Raw genomic sequence first — 17,745 nt, forward strand, 5'->3', positions numbered from 1 at the left:
ATCCTTCCGGGATTTGCTCTCCGGAAGGAGACAGGTCCCGCTATTACAGCAGGTGATCCTATGTTTACTTTCGGCAGTGACGCGCTCGCGCAGCTGTTTCATGAAACCTACCATCAGGCTATGTCAGTCAGGCTTGTTATCTGTTCGCAGGAAGGTTTGTTCCTGGAGTTCAGGAACGGACTACCCGGTCAGCTTTTCTACCGTAAAGCGCGCATTTATGCGCTTGAATACAGCGGTGGGAGTACCGACCCGGGCGTGCAGGTTGAACTGAAGTTTGGTCAGATCTCTGAGGCGTACGAGCTCACTGTGGAAGACCCTGACTTTTTCAGCCAGATAACGTCCGCTGACAAAGTGGTTGTTCTGTCTGTCCGTTCAACGTATCAGCTGAAGCGCAAAACCATTAGCTGGCTCAGTCAACGTAAACTTGAGCTGTTCCGTGAGCGTATTAACGCAATGAGGACTTCAGATTTTTGTGACTGCAACTGCGACGAAGAGCGGGCCCGGTGGTTCGGTTCGGCAGCCTCAACGTTTGAAAACGCAATATTCACTGACAGTAAGCGTTGTGATCAACACGCTTTCTATTATCCCAGGCAGCAACTCCGGTTGCGGCTTAACAGCATAACCGCCGACGGAAAGATTATTTCTCCGGTGCCTTAACCACTTTCCCTGACGGGCGTATTTCTCGCCCGTCAGGGGAGGGATGCGCCCTTTTTCATTTAAGGAGCATCCCATGACCAAACCAACTAAAACCCGTCGCACGAAGAAAACTGAGAGCGTGGATCTGTACCAGAAGGTCACTGACCGTATCGTTGAGGCACTGGAGAACGGCGTGGCGCCATGGAAAAAACCGTGGCGCACTGCTGGCCACTACGCCGCAGCGGGTCCGTTACCGGTTAATGCCTTAACCGGTAAGCCTTACAGCGGCGTAAACGTGCTGCTGTTATGGCTGGCCGCTGAGGAAAAAGGATACAGCACCGATCGGTGGGTAACGTATCGTCAGGCGCAGGAGCTGGGCGGTCAGGTTCGCAAAGGTGAAACGTCATCAGAGGCCATTATCTTCAGACCTTTTGAAAAACAGGCTGAGGATGCCAGCGGAAACAAGCTGTTTGATTCCGACGGAAAGCCGCTGATGGAATCGCGGGCCATGATAAAGCCTAACTTCCTGTTTAACGTCGAGCAGTGTGACGGTTTACCGGACAGTGTTGCGGCTGTGCCGCATGAGTCTCCCGTAGCTGAATATCCCGGTACGATCGACTGGCCGACGGAAAAACGGATATGTGAGATTGTGCATATGGCGGGCGTTAAGGTTGAGTTCAGATTACAGAACCGGGCCTGTTACGCCAGACACACTGATTCCATACTGATGCCGAAGGCGGAACAGTTTTTTACCCACGCCGACTACTTCAGCACGCTGCTGCATGAAGTTGTGCACGCCACCGGTCATGAGTCACGACTGAACCGCGAAGGCATAACCAAACCGTCGAAAAAGTTCGGCGATCCGGTTTATGCGTTTGAGGAGCTGATAGCGGAGATGGGCAGCGCGTTTCTGTGCGCCCAGCTCGGCGTGTTTGGCGACGTTCAGCACGACAGCTACATAAAATCGTGGCTTGAGGTACTGAAGTCGGACAAAAAAGCACTCTTTCGTGCCTGTCGGCAAGCAAGAGAAGCGTCAGAGTTTTTACTACAGTTAGATGTAAGTGCAGCAGAAGCTGCATAACACACCAACCCGGCAACGTTAAATAAACGCGTTGTCGTCCCGTGAGGGCATTGTTCCTCACGGGACAGTGCCCTCTTTTTTTGGAAAGAAGAGGAATTAACCATGTCAGACTGGTGCCATAACCGTTTAGAAATCACCGGAAAATCCGCGCTCATCAGCATCATGGAGGAGTGGATCAGCGGTGAAGCCGTACCGCTTTACCGTCACGCCGTCATGCGCAGCATAAAGCTGTTTCTGGCGGGGTGTGGCGGCCTGCTACGCCCGGTTAAAACGGAGTCTTTTCCGCCGTTTCCCGGGTTAATGCATAGCGGAACGGGACAGGGCACGCCAGCCAACCTGGCATTTGAGCAGTGGCTCGGTTTACTGCGCAATGACGTATCGCTTGACGGGGAGCATCTGCGCAAAATTGAGCGGCTTTATCATCAGTCGGGTATCGACGCGATCCGCTGGGATAGTATTCCGGACGTTTCACGCAGACATATCGCGCGACTCATTGAGGAACGTTATGCAGACTGGTTTGGTATTGCCACGCTTTCCCGGGAAATCGATCCGGGTCAGTGCTGGGAACGACTGAGTCAGCTGCCTGACAGGGCGCAACCCTGCGATATGCTGCAGATAATCCCGAGCCGGCTGGCTGCCGAGCTGAACGGAAGTGGCGGACTTCTGTCCGGGTCGTCTACGTCCTGCAGCCTCTATTGCCGGCAGTACGGTATGGAGTGGCCGGCAGGTCACAATGTTAGCTGGGAACGTGATGGCGTCAGCAGCATAAAACTTGCGTTTGATTCCGCCTGGTTCCCGCCGGCAGCAGAGGTCATCGCGGCACTGTCATCGACCTTTGACTGTGAAATTCGGCACTGGTACAGCGAGCCGGTTCACGATCTTGATGGTTATGACTGTTACGATCGGGGCGAGCACGTCTGCAGTGCTGAGGCGATTATTGACGAGCTGGACGACGGGAGGCCCGGGCTTCATCTGGTGCCGGTCGTTGAACCTCATGAACCAGAAGGTGCAACATCCGTTGATCAGGCGGCACAGGGATGAGCGGCAACAGAGAGTACCTTCGCTGCCGCGTTATTTCGACGGCTCACCTCAGCGCAGAAGACAATACGCTGTCCTATATACAGCTCTCGCTCTGCGGCATTGCGGCAGAGGTTATGACCGGAAACGCGCTGACGCTTGAACGGCGTCGCACGCTTTACACCCCGCTGCACTACACCGCTAGGTGGGCAGCAAAACTCGGCAGCGCAGAGCAACGCGCAGCCTGACCATAACGCCTCTCCGGAGGCGTTTTTTTTGCGGGTCAGTATAGAGTTTGCGGTGGATACCGCCTCCCCGGCAGGGCATGGTTCATGGCATGACGCTGACGGAGGTACTGAATACATGCAACCCACGCAGGAGCAGGCAAAGATCATCGCCTGGAAAGGCAGAAAACTTGTCGTTACGGCATTTGCCGGCACGGGTAAAACATCCACGCTTGAAGCCTACGCGCTGGCAAACCCTAAGGAACGGATCCTCTATCTCGCCTACAATCGCGCGATCAGGGAGGAATCTGAGCGCCGTTTTCCTTTTAACGTGGAGTGCAGGACGTTTCATCAACTGGCATGGCCGACGTTCGGGCGACACTTTCAGGCGCGGCTTACCACGTCTCTGCGCGTAACGGATGTGGCGCGGCTGCTCAACACCCGTCACTGGCTGCTTACAAGAACGGCGCTGAACACGCTTAACACCTTTCTGTACAGCGCCGATGGGGATATCTCATTTCTGCATCTGCCTGATGAGAGCGATCGGGGCGGACTGGAAACGGGAAAAATACTCGGAGCGGCACAGGTCGTATGGTATGAAATGACCCGGATGGATTCACATTTTCCGGTGACGCATGACACATATCTTAAACTTTATCAGCTGTCAGTGCCGGAGCTAAATAAGAAATGCGACGTGATCCTTTTCGATGAGGCACAGGATGCGAATCCGGTGACCAGTCAGTTTGTTCTAAGCCAGCCCTGTCGCATCATCCTTGTCGGCGATCGTTATCAGCAGATATATCGCTTCAGGGGGGCGGAAACGCTCTCGTGTCTCCGCAGCTGGAGATTGCAGACAGGCTGTGGCTGACGAACAGCTTCCGGTTTGGTCCGGCGGTCGCAGACGTTGCGAATACCCTGCTTGCCGAGGCGGGGGAAACCCGCCGGATCTGCGGCCTAGGCGGTGACGACCAGGTTGTAGCCGAACTGCCCGACGGAACCGCGCACTGCTGCGTTATCAGCCGGACGGTAGCGGGCGTGATTGGCTCAGCCTGGTGGAGAGCCTGACGGGTAAAAAGGTGTACTGGGTGGGCGGCATGGAGGGATACCGCATTGGTGAACTGGAAGATTTGTACTGGCTTTCGGTTGATATGCCCGATCGCATTCAGTCGCCGCAGCTGACGCGTGATTATCGTGACTTTGAAGAATACCGAACCATTGCCAAAGCAACAAAAGATCCGGAAATGGGGCAAGGTGTACGATTGCTGGACATGTACTTTCCACTGCCAATGCTGCTGGCCGTGTTAAAAAAGCAGGCGGTGACGCGCGAAAGCGATGCTGATGTGACGGTCGTGACGGCGCACCGCGGTAAAGGGCTTGAGTAGAACGCAGTCAAAATAAGCGACGATTTTGTTGATATTACCGATCCATTATTAAACCCGCGTGAAAAAGAAGATGAGCTGAATCTTTTGTACGTATCGGTGACGCGCGCGCGCAAAATTATGGTGCCAAACGAGCTGGTCTGTATCGTGACTGGCTGCCTCGATGCACTTAGCGAAGACTCAGAAATGCCGGGCGGAAAGGACTCAGAGAGCGCAGAGGCTGCGCTTTATATCAGCAATGAAGCTGAATTATCAGGAAGCCAGAATGTTCAGTAAGCTCATAACCATAATATCCGGAGGGCAAACCGCGGCTAAGACAGCGCAGGCTGGCGGTAAGGTTCCGCCGGGATATTTCGCGCCACAGTCAGCCGCAGAGCTGCTTTCTTCCCCGCATCGTAAGCTTCTTCTCAGGCAAATCTGGGATAACACGTCTTTGCCGGAGGAGATTTATAACCGGCTTTACCTGGCACCGCTGAAAAGCATCGCTGAGGGCGTACAAAACGTGCCGGCCAGCGCTGAAGGTGAATGGAGTAAAGAGGGCGGATACTTAGATCTCACCCTGAAATTTACCGCCTGCAGCGTCAGGCTGGCAAAAGGGCATATGTTTCCTCCGGGCGCGGCACCTGAGGAACAGGCCGCTAAAAACACGCTCTGGAATGCGGTTGTTTTCTGGTCAGCGCTTACCACTCATCTGCCGCAACTGACCAGGATTGAAGGTGAATTACTGGACGGACAATGCTGGATCCCCGGTATTTCATCGCCGGGTGCACCCTATCGATTCCGGATAAGCAATGCAGCCGATTCCGGTATGGCAGCAATGATGGCCACCAGGCTGTTACCTGATGACGGGGTCACCTGGCTTTGCGGCGATCGACAGGCCATGCGGGTGATGGCTTCTCTGGCCCGCGGGGATGCGGCGGCCATGCCGCTAATAAATGAAATTCTCGAGAAAGCGCGGGGCATCAGCGGATCGCCCGCTGGTTCTCCGCCGGCAGGCTTGCCTGCATTGGCCGCTGGGGTGCCGATAGCGGATCCGGGGCTGCCGGCGACGGCTTTCCCTGGCGATATCATCAGTGCGGCCTCAGCACTCGCCGGTATCGGGTCGGAAAGTGCAGTGGGTCTGGCCTCCGGTCTCGCACCAGTGAACGCAGAATCTCCGTTAACTGAGGATGATGAAACCGGGTTTTGCCCTCAGCACTTTCAGAAAACTGCGGCGCAGTAACTGAGCAGCCAGTGGCTGAAAAAGCGGCTGATGATGATACGACCGTCCTTCTCAGCATGTTTGCTGCAGCTGAACCGGCTGAGACCAATGTGGATGAACAGGCGGATAGAGCAGTTGTGGCTACAGCAGATGAGTGTTGGCCTGTACAGGATATTAATGAACAGGTAATTGCGGTCCTGGATGAAAGCCTGGAACTCATTCCCGATGAAAAGGCGCAGGAGACATTGCCTGTCATTGATTCAATGCTTGAACAAACCAATATAGAAAAAGTTGCGTCGGAAAATCCCGTTGTTCTCTCTGGACATGAAAGCAGTGAGGTAAATAATCTTGGGGAACAATTTTTATTATGGCTTAAAGATTCAGTTAATAATGATTCGCTCAGTGTGAATGAAAAAGACAGTCTGCTTCATGCAGTGAGTGGGTTTATGTTTATTTCCCTGCCGGGTGCGGCCTTTAAATTCATCGAGGCCACAGGTATTGATAATGGTCGCAGGGCTGTGCAGGCGTCATTTGAAAAGAACGGCGTGTTGCATATGCGCAAAGATAAACGTTTTTTCAGAGTGCGCATATATGAAGCTGAAGGTCTGGAAGGTAAATATCAGAAGCGGAGTGGATATTTAGTCCGTCTCGCTTTATTTTATGAGACAGGAAAGGATAAGGTTAAAGACAGCCGATTCATTCTGATTGAAAACTAATGAGGGAACCCGAAAGGGTTCCCTCAGGCATTTCAGGCTGGAATAGCATTCTTCACTGCATCAGGAACACCAGGCCTGCCGTTAGTGATGCACGTAGCGGTAAATACCGCTTCTGCATACACAACATCGTTAACCAGTATTTGCTGAACAAAATTGACGCGGCTTCGCTTCTCGTTTGCCTGGAGGGCGCATGTTACCTGCATTTCATCCCCTTTCTGCAGGCTCTTTTTTAAAGCGCATCGTGTATTCTAGGATCATGTGAAGGCGTCCTTCAGCGAACTCCTGTTCGAGATCCAGCCCCAGTTCTTCTTTCATAAACGCGTGGCGCGTCCACTCCATGTAGAAGGGATAATACAGGCCATCCACAACACCCTGAAAATCAACGTGCTTTTCGTCTACGGAATAAGTTTTGGTAAACATTATAAGTCCTTAAAATAGTTCAGTAGTGCAAACCGCATTGGCAGTATTAAATTTTCAAATTCCTTTTGCGAGGTGTCAGCCCCGGTACAGATGTTGAGTGCCATACTCAACTCATTTTCAATTCCATAGATAAAGCTGATGCCGTGATAAATGTTGTGTTGCCGACGTTGTTCATCGATGACATTATTTTTGTCATTGCGGAGAGCGTCATCCCAGACCACTGTACTGACGTCCCCTTTTTTGATTTTCGTTAGCTCAATGCCAATTTTAATGAGAAGGCTGTCTTTGTATTTCCCATCGTAATAAAACTTGTTATCCCAGTCCGCATAACCATTGCTCTGATGGGCTGAGATAGTGTTTTTTTCAATTAGCAACGTGGATATATAGGTCGTTTTTTCCAGCTTGTTCAGGAAGTTTATAACCTCTGTGCTGCAGCGATGAAAATTTAGCTTTACCTCTTTTGAATCCACTTCACTCTCCGGCACTCGAGAATATCTTCTTTCTTAATGGCCGTGCTTTTTACACCTTCAATAGTGACGTTATCCTCGTCAACTATTTTGACCACCCCAATTACCAAGCCGTTTTTGTGCCTTACATGGCATAGCTTGTTGTTATTAGGGTCCAGAGTTCGCTCATTAGATACAATACAGAACTCTCCGAAACTTATATAAGGCTCGCCGTATGTACCGCCGACCTGTATGAGTTCGACGTCGGGTATCTGGCGGCTGGCCAATATGAAAAGGGTATCTTCATCGAGCTGGGTGTATTCAGTGAACTGCGGCGGAAATCCCGCACCCGTCATGATCCAGTCACCTTCAACCTTCAGGCCGCTCTCGCTGAAAAAGCCTGCAATCAGATTGATCACATCAATGCGTCGCGGCGGTACGGTACCTCCAGACTCCCAGCGGGTGTAAGTCGTGTAGGAGAGGTCAGTATTCTTCTGCTGAACGTAGTTCACCACTTCCTGAGGCGACGTTCCGGTTGCCGCGCGGCAACATTTCAGCCTCTTCTCAATTGTGTCAAGCATGCGTACGCCTTAAGCGAAATCAATACACATGATTCTAAAGGAAAATTTAGTATTTGTTGTGGGAATAAATACCACTTAATGGGAAATATTTGCACGAAAGTCTTAAGTGATGGTAATATTTAAAGACTTTATAAATAAAACGTTAAAGAATTTCATACTCTTTCATCAATGCTGGCATGGTTTTCATGGAGCGGGCAAGAATTTCGCTTCAGGCATGATGTTTGTTGCTGCTGAGCATTCGGGATCATTCAGGGGCCAGAAGAGATGGGCCTGAAAGTAAAAATTTGAGTTAAGAAGCAATCCACACGTTAACTTAAGCCGGAGAGACTATGCCCTCAGTTACTGATGCCCAAAACCCTGCACCAATCGTTTATATAGGTCCAGTGAGACGTATGAGAACTGAAGACTGTGCCGTCAGGCTCACACAGTCTTCAGGCCGGGTGGTGAGCGCAACGAAAATCGTTCAGGGTCTTATCGATCGTTATCTGGACATCTATACAGAAGAGTTAGCGGCTCAATCAGTTAACAGCTAGCACCTCATCCATCAAACGAATGCTAATCCACGTTTATTTGTGGAGGGATCATCTCATGCCTGAAAAACCATTAGTAACAGAAAGTATTCCTTACCATACCGATGCAGAGCAGTGCGTGTTGGGTGCGTTGATGCTCGATAATGAACGATGGGACGATATCAATCTTCTGCTTACCGGAGACGATTTCTTCGTTGGCGCTCATCGGGCGATTTTCCGTGCCATGAGTGGCCTGTCCTCTCGCTTACAGCCATTTGACCTTATCACCCTCAGTGAAACGCTGGAAAGCGAAGGCCGGCTCGATACGGCTGGCGGCTTTGCTTATCTGGCCGAACTCAGCAAAAACACCCCTTCAGCGGCAAATATCCTCTCATATGCCGGAATTGTTCTCGAAAAGAGCCGGCTCAGACAACTACAGATCATTGGTAACTCTCTTCTGGCAGATATTGGCAGTAGTAGGCTTAATTCCCTTAGTGTTGCCGCCCACGCAGAAGAAGCGCTTTTCCGGTTGAGTGAGCAGGGACAGCATGCAAATGAGTGCGAAACGGAAATCATGCAGGCGCTGGATCAGCTGTTGAGCAAGCTGGAAGTGGCCACTGCCGCAGACAACGGAATTACTGGAACGCCGACCGGGATGGCTGAGTTTGATTTTATGACGTGTGGACTGCAGCCCGGTGATTTAATCATACTCGCCGCGCGTCCCTCCATGGGTAAAACCTCTCTGGCACTAAGCTGGGGCATCGGTGCTTTGCTAAGCCGACCGGACGAGAACGTAATCATTTTCAGCATTGAAATGCCCACCGACCAGTTGACCATGCGGATGCTGTCGATGCGCAGCAGGGTAGAGCTCAACAGCCTGCGCAGCGGCAATCTCAGTGACGAAGACTGGGGCAGGATAAGCATGGGTGCACAGGAAATAGCGGACTGGCGGCAACGGCTAATAATTGATGATAACAGCAATCAGACACCGGCTACCCTTCGTACCCGCGCTCGCAGATACGTCCGCAAATACGGCAAACCCTCTCTCATCATGGTGGATTATCTTCAGCTGATGCGCTGTCCGGACATGGAAAACCGCACTCAGGAAATCGCTGAGATATCCCGCTCTCTTAAAGCGCTGGGTAAAGAACTGGGCTGCCCCATCCTTGCACTGTCACAGCTAAACCGCCAGGTTGAGCAACGCGCTGATAAGCGGCCCAATAATGGCGATCTTCGTGATTCAGGGGCACTTGAGCAGGATGCTGATCTGATTGCTTTTATTTACCGTGATGAGGTTTATCACGCAGATACGGCACATCCTGGCCAGGCCGAAATCATTATCAGTAAACAGCGCCAAGGACCAACCGGCACTATCAAAACGCAGTTTGACGGCAAATTTACTCTCTTCAGTGAATACCCGGAAGGGGGATATGACCTGGGGTATGACTACCGGAGGCCAGCACAGTGAAGAAGGATCAGCAGGTTATAAGCGCATTGACAGAGGGAGAAAACATCGCCCATGTGTTCACTTTGGATCAATTGTGCGCTAATCCCGATAATCCACGAAAACCCGAAATCCTCGTTACGATGATATCAAAGAGTCTATTCGCGCGCGCGGTCTCGACTCCGTGCCTCTTGTCACCCGCGATCCGCGACTCCCTGAAGGGATCTGGACCTTCAGCGATGGCGGGAATACGCGTTATGCCATTATGCGTGAGCTTTGGGACGAGACCGGAGATGCGCGTTTTTACCGAATGACCTGCGTGGTGAAACCCTGGGCAGGTCGCTTTCAGTGCCTGACGGGGCACCTGGCAGAAAATGAAACGCACGGACAGCTGACGTTCATTGATAAAGCCCTCTCGGTTCAGGATGCCAGGCAGTTGCTTGAAGAAGAGAGAGGGAAAAAAGTTTCGCTGCGGGAGTTGGCATCTGCACTGACAGAGAACGGGCTACCCGTCCATTATTCCAGCGTCTGTCGTATGGAAGATGTCGTCAGACATCTTTATCCGTGGATGCCTGAACTTCTTCGCTCGGGGTTTGGCGGGCAGGAACTTCGGCATCTGCTCAAGCTTCGTAAAAGCGCTGAATCAGTCTGGGAAAAGTATCAGGCAGAAAAGTTTATTGAAACTGATACAGATTTTACCCCGGTATTTGGCATGTGCTGCAGCAAATTTGACGATCCAGAGCTGTGGTCTCTTGAGATGTTCAGGGATGAGTTAATCGGCGATCTCACGCAAGCGTTTCCCTGTGAAGATCTCAACTACGATGGCTGGCTGCTTGAGTTAAAAGGCAACTCTAAACCTGACGCCGGTGATCCAGACAAAGTCTTCTCGGTCGCTTCAGCGGACGAAACTGTGCCGGAAGCCGAATTACTGAAAGCTGGCCGTGAAATTCCAATCGGGACTGAATTGCAGCAGTCTGAGCCTGACCAGAGTTTTGAAGATAATACACCTGATTTTCAAAATCCGGATGATCAGGAAGCATGCGCTGAAAATCGAAACGGTTGTCAGGAGCCTTCTGTCCAGGCCAGCGTCATTCCGCATTCTTCCTGTACTGAACCAGATATACAGTCATCCCTCGTAAAAGACCCGGCTGAAGTTGCTGAGCCACAGGAACACGCCGTAACAGACTCGCTGTGGCACGTTAATGCTCTCCAGGACGACATCGACCATCTACAGAACCTCTCGTGGCGCCTGAGCTGGGAAATTGCCAGCGCCCATGGTTGTGGCGATGATCTTGAACCAGCCTGTGACAGTGAAACCTCACCGGGTTTCCGGATGGTTTCTGCCAGTAACGCATCTGATGTGGCCATCTTTCTGGCCTCGCTTACCGGTGTATCTCATTTCGCCGAAGACGTAAGCCTTTCGACTGTTTTGCTGATCGGGTCATCCGAATCAGCCTCACCGCTATTTAATGACGAGCAGACCCTGACCCTCTTCCGACTTATCAGGATCCTTCGTCGCCTCCGCGAACTGCAGCGTTTAACTGCTGCGCCTGTTGTTCCTGTCAATGAAGGGTAAACGATGAACACCAATCTCTCACGCGCCGCTAACGGTTTCCTGCTCGATCTGGTCATGGAGCTGAAGAACGGTTTTATACGCCGCTGCGACAAAATGGGCCTGAATTCCGATGACGTCGCCATGCTCAGGGACATGACCGTGGAAGACATTCACTACATCATCAACAGCGAAGTATCCGTGCTGACGTTTGCCATAAACCAGGACAACCTTGCCCGGCTGGTCATACAGGCGAGACTTGAGCAAACGCGAAAACAGCGTATCGACCGGGCGCTTGCTCTGGGCGGCTCAATCAAACTCATGGAGCATTTTTTCGGGCTGATCAGTAATGACGTAGCGGCGCGTCGCAGGATCGCTGGCATAAAAATTCGTGCAGGTCGTGGAAGCGTCCTTAGCGATGAACAGAGTACGGAACTGTGGGAAATCTGGGCAGCAAATGACAGTAAAACACTTCGCAGCGAAACGGATGAGGGGCTGGATTTAATGCTGCTTGCCGCTGAACAAATGGATATTTCTCTGACTGCTGTCTGGAACACTGTTCTCAGGTGGGAAAATGACAATCTGACAGCGGCCACGAATAGAAGAGCATGACTGTTAACCCGTGTAGAGCGTTCACTGTAATCAGAAGGGGTCAACGTGCGATTTAAAGAGATCATTCCGGGCCTGAAAGCTCCGGCGACTGTTCCGGCGTCATTGTCTAAAAAAGCGGCCAGCGCGGTTCGAAGATTCTGGCTCGGAGAGCGTAACTTTAAGCGCCTGAATGAAAACCGGACGGGCTATTACAAGATTGATCTCGGCCCGTTCTGGCGATTGCTCAGCCGCGATGAAGGGCGCACCTGGGAGATGATGAACCATGAGCGCTATAACACGGCAATGCGTAACTGAAGCGTAGTCAGAATGCTGAGCGATGAGCCTTTAGCGGCACATTGCTCAGCATTTTTTTGTATTCAGAAGGTGAAGAATGACATTACCGGATGACAGCCTGATCCAGCAGGCAGTTTCTAAGATGAGCGATCGGCTAAATGCTCGTGCTGTAGATGAACAAAACAGTTTTGTCCGTGGAGGTCTGCTTTTTACGGGCAACATTCACGATTCTATGCCCCGCCGGTTGCTTCTCGATCAGCGCCTTTCTCCGCTTGATAAAATGGGCTGGATAATTATCCGCCTGCACGCTTTGAGCAATGACGGTGCCGTTTTTCCTTCTTATGAAGAATTGCAGCTGCAGCTGGCAACGCCGGGAAAAGGCAGGGCATCAAAAGAGACCATCAGCCGGATACTTCTGATGTTACGCATCACGGGCTGGCTCAGCCTCTGCAAACGCGTCAGGGATGAAAAGGGAAGGGTAAGAGGAAATATTTATGCGCAGCATGATGAGCCATTGTCATTTGCTGATGCAGAAATGTTCGACCCGCACTGGCTTAAAACAGTGGCTGAAGCCTGCCTGAGCAGTAACCGCACCATCAGCGCTACCGCAAAAACAATCATCAGTGAAATCCGGCTTGATCCCACAATGCTTCATCATCGCAGTCATCTCCAGATGATTGAGGCCCGTCTGGGCTCAGTCCAAAGTCCTGAAGAATTTACCCGCCGTGCTGAACCCGGGCAGACAGGGCGCTCGCCGGGTTCGGATTCCGAACTCAGCTTAAAAATGCATGATCAGCAGCCCGGTTCGGATTCCGAACACAGTGAGAGTACCGGTAATAACAACCGGGTTCGGAATCCGAACAGTTACGTACGTAGTTTTACTAATAATACAGATAAAACATACGTAACCGATTCGGTTTGCCTGCCAGATGATTTCGGCTCACTGCTGAAACCAGAAGATCGGGACATGGTTAATCGCCAGCTGCAGGCGCTGTCGCCTGAGCGATCCGCTCTGGTGCTGTCGAATGTTATTCGTGCACAGCGTGAAGGCAGCCTGCAAAACCCGCTTGGCTGGTTGCTGACGGTGCTTAAAAAGGCCCGACAGGGGGAGCTTTATCCTGCAGAAAACGTAAGAAAAGTACCTGATCACATGAGCCCGTCACCGCGCCCTGAACTGCGCCCTTTTAAGCCTTCTCGTCCCGATAGCCGGCAGACGTGCAGTGAAGAGCGCGTAAAAGAAATCGTTCAGAGTCTACGAATGTCTGTTGGAACTCAGAGAAATGATTAGGTGGTCAATTGCGCTCAAGAAAAGAGATTAAAAAGCGAGCAGTGTTGCACGGTGCAACAGAGGCTAAAAAACGAGCAGTGTTGCACCGCGCAACAGAGGTCATTAATTAAGCGTCATAGGCAGCGAAGAAATTTTACGTTTCGAATATCTGATTTCGAATTGTTTACGGTTCTCTCAGGAATGAGGATCGCCACTTAACTAACGAAAGCCTTTGCCAATCAGGAGACAGCTATGGCCGAACAGACAACCCCTCAAACAGCGCTCCGGCGATCTGGCGGATTAGTATCCACGCTGACTGTCGAGCTGCATTCGCATTATGCAATCAGGCTCTGGGAAGGGCGCAATCGATCAGATGAGAAATCAAAGGCTGAAAAACACCCCAAAATTCTGGGGATGCCGGAAGCGATTTCGCGGGCAGGATTCGCCGGACGTGATGCTGCGGCCGGCAACCCCTATGGTGATGAGTTGCTGGTCAATCTTGAAGAGGCCATTAAGCTGGCGACTGAGAAGGTGGAAGGGCAAGTCAAAAAGATAGCAACCATCACCGCCGCCATTCCGGCAGGTATCACCATATCTGAAGTTACATCTTCCGAGCCGCTGAACCTTGATGTATTCAGCCGTTCCCCCCTCGGCTATCGCTGTGTCTGGCTGTTAGTGCATTACGATCAGCTGGCGCTGAAAGCCTTCCGGGCATTCCATTACGGCCTGATCTCCCGTTCACAACGCGATGATTTCCTGGAAAAAGGGAGTAAAGCGATACGTGTCGTCTACGGGTTGATTCAGAACTACCGGACCGTGCCGGTGACATATGAGGATATCCGTCATAAAACGGCGCGGGGTCTGGCTGCCATAGAGCGTCTGGGTGAACCCGATCCTTCCGTTATGTCGGGTAAAAAACGTTCTTCATTCTCTCCACTTTCTGCCGTTACCTCAGAGGACGATTAATTTGAATCGGATGATTACTTCGGGCGTTATCTGCGCCCTTCTCAGCGGCTGTGCAGGTACTGACTTTGCCAGCATCAACAAAAATATCAGCGATACCGCTTTCAGTATCAGTAAAACCATGCGCGGCAGTGATTCGGATTCCATGGATTCCGGCAACGGTATGCCGGTACTGACAAGAGCCTCAGGATCTGGCGGGAAAAGTGCCAGTAAACAGTTCAGCGTGCCGGTAGATATAGATACGGCCGCCGCGCGATTAAAGCGCCACTATGGCTATGTGAGTGCGGATGAAATTGAACGTATTCGCTCCAGAGATCGCAACAGCCGCTGGAGTGCCGCTGCCATTGAGGATGCCCATCCAGTGTGGGAAGCCGTTCCGGGGAGCTCCTATCGTATGGGCAGCGACGTGGGTGACAACGACCATATGGATATTGAGCTTGAAAAGAACGGTTCCGGTACGCGGGTATATGTGACATACAAATCACCCGTCGCATCGCACCTTACCGGCAGCGCGTTCAACAACGTTATGTCTCAGGTCCGCCAGGTTGCTTCTGGTCAGGCACGTTAAAACCGGAGGCCGGCATGCAGCTTTATCTGTGTGAAAAACCCTCTCAGGCCAAAGATATTGCCCACGTGCTGGGCGTCAGCCAGCGCGGCCAGGGGTGTATTACCGGCGGTAACATTACGGTCACGTGGGCAGTAGGCCATTTGCTGGAAACGGCCACGCCCGAAACCTATGGCGAGCAGTTTGGTCGCCCGTGGCGCTCGGAAGTGCTGCCGATCATCCCGGACCGCTGGCAGATGACCGTCAAAAAAGACACTGCCGATCAGTTTGGCGTTATCAAAAAACTGCTGAAACAGGCCAGTGAGGTAGTCATCGCAACCGATGCCGATCGCGAAGGTGAGGTGATCGCGCGCGAGCTGATGGATTACTGCAATTACACCGGTGCCGTGCGCCGGCTGTGGCTTTCCGCGCTGGATGAAGCCAGCATCAAAAAAGCCCTCAGTGAAATGCTGTCAGGCGACAAGACCGAAAAACTGTATCAGGCGGGTATTGGTCGCTCGCGGGCGGACTGGCTTATCGGGATGAACCTGACGCGACTTTATACCCTTAAGGCCGGTGACGCCGGGTTATCAGAGGTGTTTTCCGTGGGCAGGGTGCAGACGCCCACGCTCGCTATAGTGGTTAACCGGGATCTTGAAATTACCGGCTTCACACCAAAGCCCTGGTGGAAAGTCAGAGCGCAACTTGAAAAAGACGGAGTCCGTTTTGAGGCTGATTGGGTTGCTGCGGAGCAATACTGTGATGATGAAAAGCGGTGCGTAAATCAGCAGATTGCACAGGCCGTTCAGCAGCTCTGCCTGAAAGCCGGGAACGGCAGCGTGATTTCCGTTGAGAAAAAGCGGGCTAAAACGCCGGCACCGCTCTGTTTTTCCCTCGGCGATCTTCAGGAAGCATGCAACAGGAAATGGGGTTTGGGCGCTAATGAGGTGCTGTCTATAGCCCAGTCGCTGTATGAAACGCATAAAGCGACGACCTATCCGCGAACAGACTGCGGTTATCTGCCGGTATCGATGCGGGAAGAGGTCAATGACGTTCTCCAGGCTGTACAGCATTCTGATCCTGCTATCGGCAGCGAGTTTCCCCGAATTGATACCGCATTTACCTCGCGCGTCTGGAACGACAAGAAAATTACTGCGCACCACGCCATCATTCCGACGCGACAGCCATTCGACATAGCAAAGCTGAACGCGAAAGAACTCAAAGTCTACTCTCTTATCCGCCTGCACTATCTGGCTCAGTTTATGCCGCTGCAGGAATCCGATGTGACGGATGCCATCTTTAATATCGGTAATCAGCTTTTCCGCACGCGCGGTCGCGTGATGGTTCATGCCGGGTGGAAATCACTGTTCATGGGGGAGCTGGCTGAAGAGGAGAAGGGTGATAAGGAATCCGCCGCGCAGCTGCCCGTGATTGAGCAGGGCAATGTCTGCAGCGTCAGCGGTGCAGACGTCAAAGATAATGTGACAAAAGCGCCGCCGCACCACACGGAAGGAACGCTTATTGCCGCTATGAAAAATGCCGCCAGCCTGGTCACGGATCCTCAGCTCAGGAAGATACTGCGTGATAACGCAGGGCTTGGTACTGAAGCAACGCGCAGCGGCGTACTGGAAACGCTGTTTAAACGGGGTTTCCTGGAGAAAAAAGGAAAATTCATCGTTGCCACACAGATGGCGCGGGAACTGATCGCTGCCTTGCCGGAGACGCTGACCAGTCCGGGCATGACGGCCCTCTGGGAGCAGGCATTGGATGACATTGCCCGGGGAAAAAGCGGGCTCAGCGAATTTATGCAAAAGCAAAGCCAGTGGACACGGCATCTGGTCGAAAAAGGGCGGGGCACTGCCTTTAAGGTCACGGTTCCGGTCGGTCCCGCCTGTCCGCTGTGTGGAGGGCAGACCCATCAGCGCAAAGGTAAGGAAGGGAAATTCTGGGGCTGTGTGATGTACCCTGACTGTAAGGGGATCGTTGGTGAAACAAACCGTAAAACCCGACGCCAGACTGCGGGGAAAAGCCGGGGCGCTGGTAAAGGCCGGAAAAGCCCAGCTTCTGCGCCGGCTACCCTGAATCTGCAGAGCCAGAAAGGTTGACAGTAGTGACATTTGGCTTAAAAATAAACGTGCTTGTCCGTCGTCTCTGACGACCACCAATGATTCACCGGCCTGAGAGAATCGCCTTCGGGTGGCTGAACATAACACTCCTGTAGCCTGCAAGGGAGAACACATCAGTGTGGTAAATCTGCCCGCCTTTGGAAGCAGATATCGTCAATCACGGCTCCTACTGCCTGGCGATGAAGGTACATTCAACTATCAAGACAGTCAGAATTTAGCTGATTCTGACTCCCCGACGGGAATACTTCTCCCGTCCGGGCAGAAGTTTTCTCCGTCGAACCAAATTTGACCTCCATGGAGAAAACATCATGTCTGTAAACAACACCTCTAATGCCAGTAACACCGGTAAATCTAAAGACTACTTCAACCTGACTATCAATGGACTGGGCTATCTCAGCAACGTTCGCCAGGTTAATGCTCAGTCCGGCACCTTTATCAGCTGCGTTATTAACGCACTGTCAGGTCCGAGCGACAGCCCTTCTTATGTGCGTTTTGACGTCACCGTTGCCGGCAAAGAAGCCAGCAGCCTCATAAACCGCTGCCAGAAAGCGGTGGATGAGGATAAGAAAGTGCTGATTGGCTTTGTTCTGAGCAACCCATCAACGGACATTTTTCAGCTGAAAATGGTGAGCACGCAGGTGAAAGTCGCGTCAGTCTGAAAGCCCGCCTGATCAAGGTGGACTGGGTCAAGATAGGCCAGGACATGGTCTTCAAGACTGAACGCGCCGAACCGCAGCATGCGCAGAGCGCCGCT

Annotated in this window: 16 protein-coding genes and 3 pseudogenes; 16 read left to right on the forward strand and 3 right to left on the reverse strand. The window is 52.1% G+C overall.

Annotated features, from left to right (window positions below; genetic code table 11):
• Positions 1-60: 60 nt before the first annotated feature.
• The 7 genes and pseudogenes from HA45_RS12240 (at position 61) to HA45_RS28130 (ending at position 6,254) form a co-directional block, all read left to right on the forward strand.
• A complete protein-coding gene (locus tag HA45_RS12240) occupies positions 61-657 on the forward strand; it encodes a hypothetical protein (protein WP_100702990.1) in 597 nt (198 codons plus the stop codon).
• A 73-nt stretch (positions 658-730) separates the two neighbouring features.
• Positions 731-1,717, forward strand: coding sequence for an ArdC family protein (locus HA45_RS12245; protein WP_100702991.1), 987 nt, complete (start codon positions 731-733; stop codon positions 1,715-1,717).
• A 102-nt stretch (positions 1,718-1,819) separates the two neighbouring features.
• A complete protein-coding gene (locus HA45_RS12250) occupies positions 1,820-2,758 on the forward strand; it encodes a DUF1281 domain-containing protein (protein WP_100702992.1) in 939 nt (312 codons plus the stop codon).
• On the forward strand, positions 2,755-2,982 hold the full coding sequence (locus HA45_RS12255; RefSeq protein WP_100702993.1) for a hypothetical protein: 228 nt from the start codon (positions 2,755-2,757) through the stop codon (positions 2,980-2,982). The genes HA45_RS12250 and HA45_RS12255 overlap by 4 nt, the downstream gene beginning before the upstream one ends.
• A gap of 115 nt (positions 2,983-3,097) precedes the next feature.
• A pseudogene (locus HA45_RS12260) lies at positions 3,098-4,613 on the forward strand (UvrD-helicase domain-containing protein).
• Positions 4,603-5,559: a TraI domain-containing protein gene (locus HA45_RS28125; protein WP_244563431.1), complete on the forward strand. Its 957-nt coding sequence runs from the start codon at positions 4,603-4,605 to the stop codon at positions 5,557-5,559. The pseudogene HA45_RS12260 and the gene HA45_RS28125 overlap by 11 nt, the downstream one beginning before the upstream one ends.
• 11 nt (positions 5,560-5,570) lie before the next feature.
• A complete protein-coding gene (locus HA45_RS28130; RefSeq protein WP_244563432.1) occupies positions 5,571-6,254 on the forward strand; it encodes a conjugal transfer nickase/helicase domain-containing protein in 684 nt (227 codons plus the stop codon).
• A gap of 32 nt (positions 6,255-6,286) precedes the next feature.
• Here HA45_RS28130 and HA45_RS12270 read toward each other — a convergent pair.
• The 3 genes and pseudogenes from HA45_RS12270 to HA45_RS12280 form a co-directional block, all read right to left on the reverse strand.
• Positions 6,287-6,674, reverse strand: a pseudogene (locus HA45_RS12270) (acyl-CoA thioesterase).
• A complete protein-coding gene (locus HA45_RS12275; RefSeq protein WP_049852759.1) occupies positions 6,674-7,144 on the reverse strand; it encodes a hypothetical protein in 471 nt (156 codons plus the stop codon). Before HA45_RS12275 ends, HA45_RS12270 begins: the two are co-directional and overlap by 1 nt.
• Positions 7,126-7,701, reverse strand: a complete 576-nt coding sequence (locus HA45_RS12280; protein ID WP_007885455.1) for a hypothetical protein — start codon at positions 7,699-7,701, stop codon at positions 7,126-7,128. Before HA45_RS12280 ends, HA45_RS12275 begins: the two co-directional genes overlap by 19 nt.
• A 588-nt stretch (positions 7,702-8,289) precedes the next feature.
• On the opposite strand from HA45_RS12280, the gene dnaB-PI reads away from it, so the two are divergent.
• From dnaB-PI to HA45_RS12325, 9 genes and pseudogenes are all read left to right on the forward strand, one after another.
• Positions 8,290-9,678: an SPI-7-type island replicative DNA helicase gene (gene dnaB-PI / locus HA45_RS12285; protein ID WP_100702996.1), complete on the forward strand. Its 1,389-nt coding sequence runs from the start codon at positions 8,290-8,292 to the stop codon at positions 9,676-9,678.
• Between the two features lie 136 nt (positions 9,679-9,814).
• The gene (locus HA45_RS12290) at positions 9,815-11,230 is read left to right on the forward strand and encodes a ParB family protein (protein ID WP_244563444.1); all 1,416 of its coding nucleotides are present in this window, start codon (positions 9,815-9,817) and stop codon (positions 11,228-11,230) included.
• Positions 11,231-11,233: 3 nt separating this feature from the next.
• Entirely contained in the window at positions 11,234-11,818 is a 585-nt protein-coding gene (locus tag HA45_RS12295; protein WP_100702998.1) for a DUF2857 domain-containing protein, read from the forward strand.
• Between the two features lie 45 nt (positions 11,819-11,863).
• On the forward strand, positions 11,864-12,112 hold the full coding sequence (locus tag HA45_RS12300) for a ParE family toxin-like protein (protein WP_100702999.1): 249 nt from the start codon (positions 11,864-11,866) through the stop codon (positions 12,110-12,112).
• Positions 12,113-12,188: 76 nt separating this feature from the next.
• On the forward strand, positions 12,189-13,379 hold the full coding sequence (locus HA45_RS12305) for an STY4528 family pathogenicity island replication protein (protein WP_100703000.1): 1,191 nt from the start codon (positions 12,189-12,191) through the stop codon (positions 13,377-13,379).
• Positions 13,380-13,610: 231 nt separating this feature from the next.
• Entirely contained in the window at positions 13,611-14,324 is a 714-nt protein-coding gene (locus tag HA45_RS12310) for a PFL_4669 family integrating conjugative element protein (protein WP_100703001.1), read from the forward strand.
• A 1-nt stretch (position 14,325) separates the two neighbouring features.
• Positions 14,326-14,889, forward strand: coding sequence for a hypothetical protein (locus tag HA45_RS12315; RefSeq protein ID WP_100703002.1), 564 nt, complete (start codon positions 14,326-14,328; stop codon positions 14,887-14,889).
• A 14-nt stretch (positions 14,890-14,903) separates the two neighbouring features.
• Positions 14,904-16,970, forward strand: coding sequence for a DNA topoisomerase III (locus HA45_RS12320; protein WP_100703003.1), 2,067 nt, complete (start codon positions 14,904-14,906; stop codon positions 16,968-16,970).
• Positions 16,971-17,299: 329 nt separating this feature from the next.
• Positions 17,300-17,661, forward strand: a pseudogene (locus tag HA45_RS12325) (DUF3577 domain-containing protein); the annotation flags it as partial.
• Positions 17,662-17,745 lie beyond the last annotated feature (84 nt).

The sequence above is a fragment of the Pantoea rodasii genome, from assembly GCF_002095465.1.
Classification (GTDB): Bacteria; Pseudomonadota; Gammaproteobacteria; order Enterobacterales; family Enterobacteriaceae; genus Pantoea; species Pantoea rodasii.